This is a genomic window from Aeromonas sp. ANP5 (genome assembly GCF_963870295.1).
GTDB classification, from domain to species: Bacteria; Pseudomonadota; Gammaproteobacteria; order Enterobacterales; family Aeromonadaceae; genus Aeromonas; species Aeromonas veronii.
The window spans coordinates 1-1,389 of record NZ_CAWMRY010000080.1 but is presented as its reverse complement, the minus strand read 5'-3'; the positions used below and the strand labels follow the sequence as shown (position 1 = coordinate 1,389).

The 1,389-nt window shown below is 58.8% G+C and carries 1 protein-coding gene; it reads left to right on the top strand.

What is annotated here, in order from left to right; translation table 11 throughout:
• Positions 1–83: 83 nt before the first annotated feature.
• The gene (locus AACT07_RS22300; protein ID WP_069530085.1) at positions 84–1,376 is read left to right on the top strand and encodes an IS4 family transposase; all 1,293 of its coding nucleotides are present in this window, start codon (positions 84–86) and stop codon (positions 1,374–1,376) included.
• Positions 1,377–1,389: the final 13 nt, after the last annotated feature.

Sequence of the window (1,389 nt, the reverse complement as noted above, 5' to 3'; positions counted from 1 at the left end):
TAATGCCGATCAGTTAAGGATCCATTGACCGATCCTTCTGCTGTGTGAAAATCCGAAACCTGTTGATTGGTTTCGGATTTTTTATGCGTATCGTTCATGCCCTCGACCTCCTCCACGCCAGCAATGCTGCCCAGTTTGAGTCACTCTCTGACCTCATTTCTCCCGAGCTCATCATGACGCTGCTCGGCGAAGAGGGCGTCGCTACCCTGCGTCGTCGCCGCATGCCCATGGAGCGTCTGGTCTGGGCCATCATCGGCATGGCCATCTTCCGCCACGTCCCCATGACCCAGCTGGTCAATCAGCTCGATATCCTCTTGCCCGGTGACCGCCCCTTTGTCGCCCCCAGCGCCTTCCTGCAAGCTCGCCAAAAACTGGGGGACAAGAGCATCGAACGCCTGTTTCACGAGACCGCCTCTCTCTGGCACCAGCAGGCCAATCATCCGGGTTGGGCCGGACTGCAACTGCTTGCCGTTGATGGCGTGATGTGGCGCACACCCGATACCCCGGACAATGTCGCCGCCTTTGCCAAGCCCGGCACCCGGCATGGCGAGACCACCTATCCGCAGGTGCGCATGCTTTGTCAAATGGAGCTGACCAGTCACCTGCTTGTTCAGGCGGTCATGGAGAGCTGCGCCGTCAACGAGATGGTGTTGGCCGAACAGCTTGTCGCACGCACGCCGGACCACTCGCTCACCCTGTTCGACAAGGGGTTTTACTCCCTCGGTCTGCTCCATGCATGGCAGAGTGTGGGCGTAGAGCGGCACTGGTTGCTGCCGCTCAAAAAGGGCACCCAATACGAGGTGGTGCGCAAACTGGGGCGCCAGGATGCACTGGTCTTGCTGAAAACCAGCCCACAAGCGAGGAAGAAGTGGCCGCACCTGCCGGACACGGTGGAAGCCCGCTTGCTGACCCGACACATCAATGGCAAGGAGCGCCAGGTATTGACCTCAATGGTCGACCCGATGCGCTTCCCGAGCGCCGACATCGTTGAGCTCTACAGCCACCGCTGGGAAATCGAGTTGGGCTATCGGGAGATGAGGCACAGCCTGCAACAACACCGGCTGACCCTGCGCAGCAAGAAGACGGCGGGGATACGGCAAGAGCTGTGGGGCGTTTTGCTGGCTTACAACCTGCTGCGCAGCCAGATGGTGAAGATGGCGGCGAGTCAGCTGAGTTTTCACATGGCATCGGTGTACCTCATCCATGAACTGAGCTGCATGCCGTACCTGTCACCGGGGAGTATCCCGAAGCGGGTGGCAGAGCTGGAGTTTGTATTGCCGGAGCGAAGGGAGCGGAGTTATCCCCGCTGCGTGAAGCCAAGGCCACAGAAGTACAGTGTGAAAAAAACCAATAAAAACAATGCCAGTCAGGCTTAACTGACTGGCATTA

What these genes read in the sequence shown, in the direction of transcription:
- AACT07_RS22300 (WP_069530085.1), top strand. Translation starts at nt 84, where the DNA reads ATGCGTATCGTTCATGCCCTCGACCTCCTCCACGCCAGCAATGCTGCC.